Annotated in this window: 3 protein-coding genes; all 3 read left to right on the top strand. The window is 70.4% G+C overall.

Annotated features, from left to right (window positions below):
- The first annotated feature begins 117 nt into the window (after nucleotides 1-117).
- The 3 genes from rng to tldD all read left to right on the top strand — a co-directional run bounded on the left by rng (nucleotide 118) and on the right by tldD (nucleotide 7,365).
- Complete coding sequence (gene rng, locus AAIL17_RS16935; RefSeq protein ID WP_424684025.1) at nucleotides 118-1,596, top strand: ribonuclease G; 1,479 nt, start codon at nucleotides 118-120, stop codon at nucleotides 1,594-1,596.
- Between the two features lie 63 nt (nucleotides 1,597-1,659).
- Nucleotides 1,660-5,583, top strand: coding sequence for a YhdP family protein (locus AAIL17_RS16930; protein WP_424684024.1), 3,924 nt, complete (start codon nucleotides 1,660-1,662; stop codon nucleotides 5,581-5,583).
- A gap of 342 nt (nucleotides 5,584-5,925) precedes the next feature.
- Nucleotides 5,926-7,365: a metalloprotease TldD gene (gene tldD, locus AAIL17_RS16925; protein ID WP_424684023.1), complete on the top strand. Its 1,440-nt coding sequence runs from the start codon at nucleotides 5,926-5,928 to the stop codon at nucleotides 7,363-7,365.
- Nucleotides 7,366-7,368: the final 3 nt, after the last annotated feature.

Here is a 7,368-nt window from a genome sequence, read left to right as displayed (position 1 = left end):
CACCGTCCCGGGCCGGTGGGCTGAAGCCCACCCTACGCCACTCGGAGCCCCGTGTGCTGGCGCATCGACAGTTTCATCGCCCACCCGCTATAAAGACACAGATCAACGGGGGTGGGTGTGAGCGAAGAGATCCTGATCAACGTGACGCCCCGTGAAACCCGCGTGGGCGTGGTCGAAAACGGCATGCTGCAGGAGGTGCACGTCGAGCGCGCCTCCCGCCGCGGCTACGTGGGCAACGTGTACAAGGGCCGCGTGCAGCGGGTGATGCCGGGCATGCAGGCGGTGTTCGTGGAGATCGGGCTGGAGCGCGCGGCGTTCCTGCACGCCTCGGACATCGTGCGCCCGCCGTTGCCCGAGGGCGCCGAGCCGCACGGCAACGGCCACACCACGCCCTCGATCAGCGAGCTGGTGCACGAGGGCCAGGAGATCGTGGTGCAGGTGGTCAAGGACCCGATCGGCACCAAGGGCGCGCGGCTGTCCACCCATCTGTCGATCCCTTCGCGGTACCTGGTGCTGCTGCCGCACGCGCGCACGCTGGGCATCTCCGCGCGCATCGAGGACGAAGAGGAGCGCGCGCGCCTGAAGGACGTGCTCGGCGGCCTGATCGGCGAGGACAACCGCCTGGGTTACATCGTGCGCACCAATGCCGAGGGGCAGTCGGCCGAATCGCTGGCGTTCGACGTGACTTACCTGAGCAAGGTCTGGCGCGTGGTGCAGGAGAACATCGCCAAGGCGAAAGTCGGCGAGCGCGTCTACGAGGAACTCTCGCTGCCGCTGCGCAGCCTGCGCGACATGCTCACCGACGACATCGAGAAGGTGCGCGTCGATTCGCGCGAGACGCACGAGAAAGTGGTCAAGTTCGTGCACAAGTTCATGCCGAGCCTGGACGACCGCATCGAGCACTACACTGGCGAGCGGCCGATCTTCGACCTGTACGGCGTGGAGGACGAGATCCAGCGCGCGATGAAGAAGGAAGTGCCGCTGAAGTCCGGCGGCTACCTGATCGTCGACCAGACCGAGGCGATGACGACGATCGACGTCAACACCGGCGGTTACCTGGGCACGCGCAACCTGGAAGAAACCGTCTACCGCACCAACCTGGAGGCGGCGCAGGCGGCGGCGCGGCAACTGCGGCTGCGCAACCTGGGCGGCATCATCATCATCGACTTCATCGACATGAACGATGAGGAGCACAAGCGCCAGGTCATCCGCATGCTGGAGAAGGGTCTCGCGCGCGACCACGCCAAGACCACGGTCTATCCGATGTCGGCGCTGGGGCTGGTGGAGATGACCCGCAAGCGCACCACCGAGAGCCTGGAGCGCCAGCTGTGCGAGCCGTGCCCGGCCTGCGGCGGCCGCGGCACCGTCAAGACCGCCGAGACGGTGACCTACGAGATCTTCCGCGAGATCACCCGCGCGGTGCGCCAGTTCAACGCCGAAAAGCTGCTGGTGATGGCCAGCCCCAAGGTCGTCTCGCGCATCCTGGAAGAGGAATCCGCGGCGGTCGCCGAACTGGAGGAGTTCATCTCCAAGAGCATACGCTTCCAGCCGGAAGAGCATTACTCCCAGGAACAATTCGATGTGGTCTTGCTGTAAGCGAAGGATTGCCTGCAACACCGGCCGGGACGGAACGAGGTGAACGCGCGCTGGCGACAGCGCATGCACCTGGCACTGCGCGCGCTCGGCTGGGGCGCAGGCATCGCGGTGGTCACGCTGGCCGTGCTGATGGCGCTGGCGCAGCTGCTGCTGCCGTTGCTTGCGCGACATCCGCAATGGGTGGCCGCACAGCTTTCGGAGCGCCTGCGCCGCCCGGTCAGCTTCGCCTCGCTGGAGGGGTACTGGCGCGGTTCCGGTCCGCTGTTCGTGATGCGCGACGTGACGATCGGCCCCGGCCCCGGTGGCGGCAGTCCGCTGCGCCTGCCCGAGTCGGAGCTGAAGATCGACTTCGGCAGCTGGCTGCTTCCCTCGCGGCACCTGCTCGACCTGCGCGCGCGCGGGCTGGAGCTGGACCTTAGCCACGACGCCCAGGGCCGCTGGCACGTCAACGGGATCGGCGGGCCCGAGGGCGGCGCGCGCCAGGACTTCTCGATGGGCCCGGTCTCGCTGGGCCTGTGGCTGCGCGACCTGCGCCTGATCGTCACCGACGAGGCCAGCGGCCGCCGCTATGCGGTGCTGGCCGACCAGCTACGGCTGAGCCGGCAGGGCAACCGCGTGCGTTTCGGCGTGGTGCTGCAGCGCGAGGGCGCCAGCGGCCAGTGGCACGGCGCCGGCAGCTTCCGCGAGGACGGCAGCGAAGGGCGCCTGTGGCTGGCCGGGGACCGGCTCGACCTTCGCACGCTGCTCGGCGACGTGGCGCTGGACGGCTATACGGCCAAAAGCGGCACCGGCAACCTGGCCGCCTGGCTGGACTGGAAAGACCGCAGGCTGGTGCGCGCCACGCTGCGCTTCGACCTTGCCGGCCTCGCGATCGAGGGCCCGGCGGGAACCACCCGCGTGCCGGCCCTGCGTGGCCTGGCCGGCATCAGCCAGCGAGCCGACGGCTACGACGTGCGCTATGCCGCCACCGACGGTGGCGCGCTGGCGCTGGCCCTGCACCAGCCCGACGGACAACTGCGCGCGGCGCTGGCCGCGCGCAACCTGGATCTCGCGCCGCTGCTGCCGTGGCTGGCGCTCAAGCCGGGCCTGTCGCCCGCGCTCGGCGCCTGGCTGGGCGGTGGGCACCCGCGCATGCGGCTCACGCAGGCCTCGCTGCAGTGGTCGCGCGCGGATGGCGTGCAGCACCTGCAGGCAGCGTTCGCCGATGCCGGCATCGATGCGGTCGGCAAGCTGCCGGGTGTCAGCCGCCTCGATGGCGAACTGCGCGGGGATGCGCATGGGTTCGCGCTCGAGCTGCCGGCGCAGGCCACCGTGATCGACCTGACGCCCGGCTTCCGCAAGCCGTTCGCGCTGTCGCGGCTGGCCGCCACCGTGGCGGCCTGGCACGCCGACGGCGCCTGGCAGGTCGGCGTCGACCCGCTGGCCTTCGAGGGCGAGGGTTTCGCGGGGAGCGCGCGCGGCACCGTCGGCCTGCCCGACGGCGGCGGACGGCCGTTCCTCGATCTCTATGCGCACGTCGACCACGCGCAGGTGCCCGCCGCCAAGCTGTTCTGGCCGGTCCACTCGATGTCGCCCCATGCGATCGAGTGGCTGGACCGCGCGCTGGTCGCGGGCACGGTGGAGGAGGGCGACCTGGTCGTGCGCGGCAGCCTGGCCGACTGGCCGTTCCGCCACAACGAAGGCCGCTTCGAGGCGCATGCGCGGATCAGCGGGTTGACCTTCGACTATGGTGAGGCGTGGCCGCAGGCCAAGGATCTCGCGGTGGAGGCCAGCTTCGTCGGCAACGGCATGCTGGCCGAGGCCAGCGGGGGCGATGCGCTCGGCATCAAGCTCGACCATGCCGTCGCGCTGATCCCCGATTTCTCCGACACCGTGCTCGACCTCAACGTGCAGGGCAGCGGCAGCGGCGCCAGCCTGCTCAAGTTCCTGCAGCAGAGCCCGATCGCCCGCCGCGAGGCCGATACATTGGCCAAGCTGCGCCTGGGCGGCAACGGCGCTTTCGACTTCCACCTGTCGCTGCCGGTGAAGGACGCCGAGGCGATGCGGCTGGACGGCAGCGCGCAGTTGCAGGACATGGACGTGAATGCGCCCGAGTGGAAGCTCGCGCTTGGCAAGCTGGCCGGGCCGGCCACCTTCGATGCCCACGGCGTGCACGCCGGACCGCTCACCGGCAGCTTCCGCAGCCAGCCTTCGACGCTGGACCTGGCGATCGCCGATGCCACCGGCCAGCCGGATACCGTGCTCTCGGCGCGGCTGCAGGGCAGCTACGCCATCAGCGAACTGGTGCAGGACTTCCCGCAACTGGACTGGCTGGGCAAGGCCGCCGAGGGGCGCAGCGATTACACGCTCGGTTTCGACATCGCCCACGGCAGCGGCGATGCGCTGGTACAGACCTTCAGCGCCGACAGCACGCTCGCGGGCACCGCGTTGAAGCTGCCGGTGCCACTGTCCAAGCCTGCCGATGGCACGCTCCCGCTGCATCTGACCCTTGGCGTGCCGGTCGATGGCGCCAGCCTGGAGGTGGCGCTGGGCGAGGTGATGCGCGCGCGCTTCCGCCTGCCGGCGGGCGACACCCAGCCGCTGGCGGCGACCATCGCCTTCGGCAGCAGCATGCCCGACAGCCTGCCGGACAAGGGCCTGCGCATCCGCGGCCATGCCGCGGCGCTGGACGTCTCCGGCTGGGTGCAGCACGCAGTCGCCGGCAGCAGCGATGGCGGCCCCGGTCTGGAGAGCATCGACGCGAGCGCCGACCGCGCGCTGGTGTTCGAACACGATTTTCCCAGCATGCACATCAGGGCCGTGCCGAAGCCGGACGTGCTCTCCATCGACGCCGACAGCCCGGCGCTGGCCGGCCATGTGGACGTGCCGGCCACGGACCTGCGCAAGCGCGGCATCACGGCGCGCCTGCAGCGCCTGTACTGGCCGCAGGCGGGAGCGCAGGTCGCCACGGGCAAACCTGCGACGGACGGGCAAGCCAAGGGCATCACGCCCGCAGCACCGCCAGCGGCAAGCGTGGCGGCGGCGGACGAGATACCGGCCAATCCCGCCGCTACCGGGATCGATCCTGCGTCGCTGCCGCCCTTCCATCTGTGGATCGGCGACCTGCGGCTGGGCGCCGCCAGGCTCGGCGAAGCGCGGCTGGAAACCTGGCCGACCGCGCAAGGCATGCACATCGACCAGCTGCGCGCGCTGTCCAAGAGCGTGCAGCTCAACGCCGGCGGCGACTGGAACGGCAATGCGCAGGACAGCCACACGCACATGCGCATCGACTTCGCCGCGCAGAACCTGGGCAGCATGCTCACCGCGTTCGGCTACGAGGGCCTGTTCAGCGGAGGCAAGACCCACGCCCTGCTCGACGCGCGCTGGCCGGGCGCGCCGACCTCGTTCGCGCTGGCCACGATGGACGGCACGCTCGGCGTGGACGTGAGCCACGGCCGCATCCCCGAGGTCGGCCCGGGCGTGGGGCGCCTGTTCGGCCTGGTCTCGGTGGCCGAATTGCCGCGCCGGCTCACGCTCGACTTCGGCGACGTGTTCGGCAAGGGCCTGGCGTTCGATTCGATCAAGGGCGACTTCCGCTTCGCCGACGGCAACGCCACCACCGACAACCTGAAGATCCGCGGCCCGGCCGCGGACATCGACATCAGCGGGCGCACCGGCCTGCGTGCGCGCGACTACGACCAGCAGGTCTACGTGATGCCGCACGTGGGCAACAGCCTGCCGGTGGTCGGCGCGGTGGTCGCCGGGCCGGTCGGCGCGGCCGCCGGTTTCGCGGTGCAGGGGCTGCTCGGCAAGGGCCTGAACAAGGCCGCCAGCGCGCGCTATCACGTCAGCGGCAGTTGGGAAAAGCCGGTGTTCACGCTGGTCGAGAAACACGAATTGCCCGCCGCGCCTGCCGCGCCTGCCGCGCCCGCCAGTGCGCCGCCGCCGGCCACTACCCCGCCGCCGCGCGAGGCGCATCCCGCAACTTCCAGTTCCTCGCCGCGATAGCGCACCGGCCGTTCCTGGCCGGCACTGCGCGCGAACCATAACCCGGCTGCGGCCGGGCTCACCGGTCGCAGGGCGCGTATGCCTCGCGCGCACTAGCCGGTCAACGTGGAGGGCTGGTGAAGGTACCACAGCCGCGCCTGGTCGCCGAGGTAACTTTCGAGATGCCCATCGGGACGTCGCGACGTCGAATCTGCGATGCTCGCGGGCCGGCGGATCCGGTCCGCAGCTCCGACGAGACCAGATTCAGGTCCCCCGCTTGACCTGTCTGCCGTCGGACGATGCGTTGAATCGGGCGCCGCGCGCCACCATTACCTGAAATTGCCGCATTGCCATGGGTTGACGATGGAATCCCTGATCACGCACGTCGAGAACAAGCTGCTGGCCCCCGGCGGCCTCGCCACCACCGACCTGGAGCGCGTGTTCGCGCAACTGATGGGGCCGTCCATCGACGCTGCCGACCTGTACTTCCAGCATTCGCGCAGCGAGTCGTGGCTGCTGGAGGAGGGCATCGTCAAGGACGGCAGCCATTCGATCGAGCAGGGCGTGGGCGTGCGTGCGATCAGCGGCGAGAAGACCGGCTTCGCCTACTCGGACGAGATCGTGCTGCCGCAATTGCTGGAGGCCTCCAGGGCCGCGCGCGCGATCGCCCAGGGCGGACACGGCGCAGGCAAGCCGCTGGCGCTCAACGGCGCGCGAGCGCTCTATCCGGCGCTCGATCCGGTCGAGAGCCTGCCCAATCCGGACAAGATCGCGCTGCTGCGCGAGGTCGACGCCTATGCGCGCTCGCGCGACCCGCGCGTCAAGCAGGTGATCGTGAGCCTGGCGGCGACCATGGACACCGTGCTGGTGGCCGGCGCCGACGGCACCCTGGCGGCGGACGTGCGCCCGCTGGTGCGCCTGAACGTGCAGGTAATCGCCGAATCCGGCGGCCGCCGTGAGCAGGGCAGCGGCGGCGGTGGCGGCCGCTATGGCTACCGCGAACTGATCGAGAACGGCCGCGCGCTGGCCTTCGCCGACGAGGCGGTACGCCAGGCGCTGGTCAACCTGGACTCGGTCGATGCACCGGCCGGGCAGATGACCGTGGTGCTCGGCCCGGGCTGGCCCGGCGTGCTGCTGCACGAGGCGATCGGCCATGGGCTGGAAGGCGACTTCAACCGCAAGGGCAGCTCCGCCTTCGCCGGGCGCCTCGGCCAGCGCGTGGCCGCGCCGGGCGTGACCGTGGTCGACGACGGCACGCTGCCCAACCGCCGCGGCTCGCTCAGCGTGGACGACGAGGGCACGCCCACGGAGTGCACCACGCTGATCGAGGACGGCATCCTCACCGGCTACATGCAGGACAAGTTGAACGCGCGCCTGATGGGCATGAAGCCGACGGGCAATGGCCGCCGCGAATCCTTCGCGCAACTGCCGATGCCGCGCATGACCAATACCTACATGCGTGCCGGCTCGCGTGACCCGGCCGAGATCATCGCCTCGGTCAAGCGCGGCCTCTACGCCGTCAACTTCGGCGGCGGCCAGGTCGACATCACCAGCGGCAAGTTCGTGTTCTCCGCCAGCGAGGCCTACCTGATCGAGGACGGCAAGCTCACCGCGCCGGTGAAGGGCGCCACGCTGATCGGCGCCGGTCCCGAGGTGCTCACCCGCGTGTCCATGATCGGCAACGACCTGAAGCTGGACGAGGGTATCGGCGTATGCGGCAAGGACGGCCAGAGCGTGCCCGTCGGCGTGGGCCAGCCGACCCTGAAGATCGACGGCATGACCGTCGGCGGCACCGCCGCCTGATCC

It is taken from the genome of Frateuria sp. YIM B11624, from assembly GCF_049727805.1.
Taxonomy (GTDB): Bacteria; Pseudomonadota; Gammaproteobacteria; order Xanthomonadales; family Rhodanobacteraceae; genus Frateuria_A.
Note: the sequence above shows the minus strand (reverse complement) of the source record. Positions and strands in the feature narration are given on the sequence as shown.

Bases quoted from the DNA above. Each gene is read 5' to 3' on its own strand.
- AAIL17_RS16930 (WP_424684024.1), top strand. From the start codon at position 1,660: ATGCACCTGGCACTGCGCGCGCTCGGCTGGGGCGCAGGCATCGCGGTG.
- tldD (WP_424684023.1), top strand. From the start codon at position 5,926: ATGGAATCCCTGATCACGCACGTCGAGAACAAGCTGCTGGCCCCCGGC.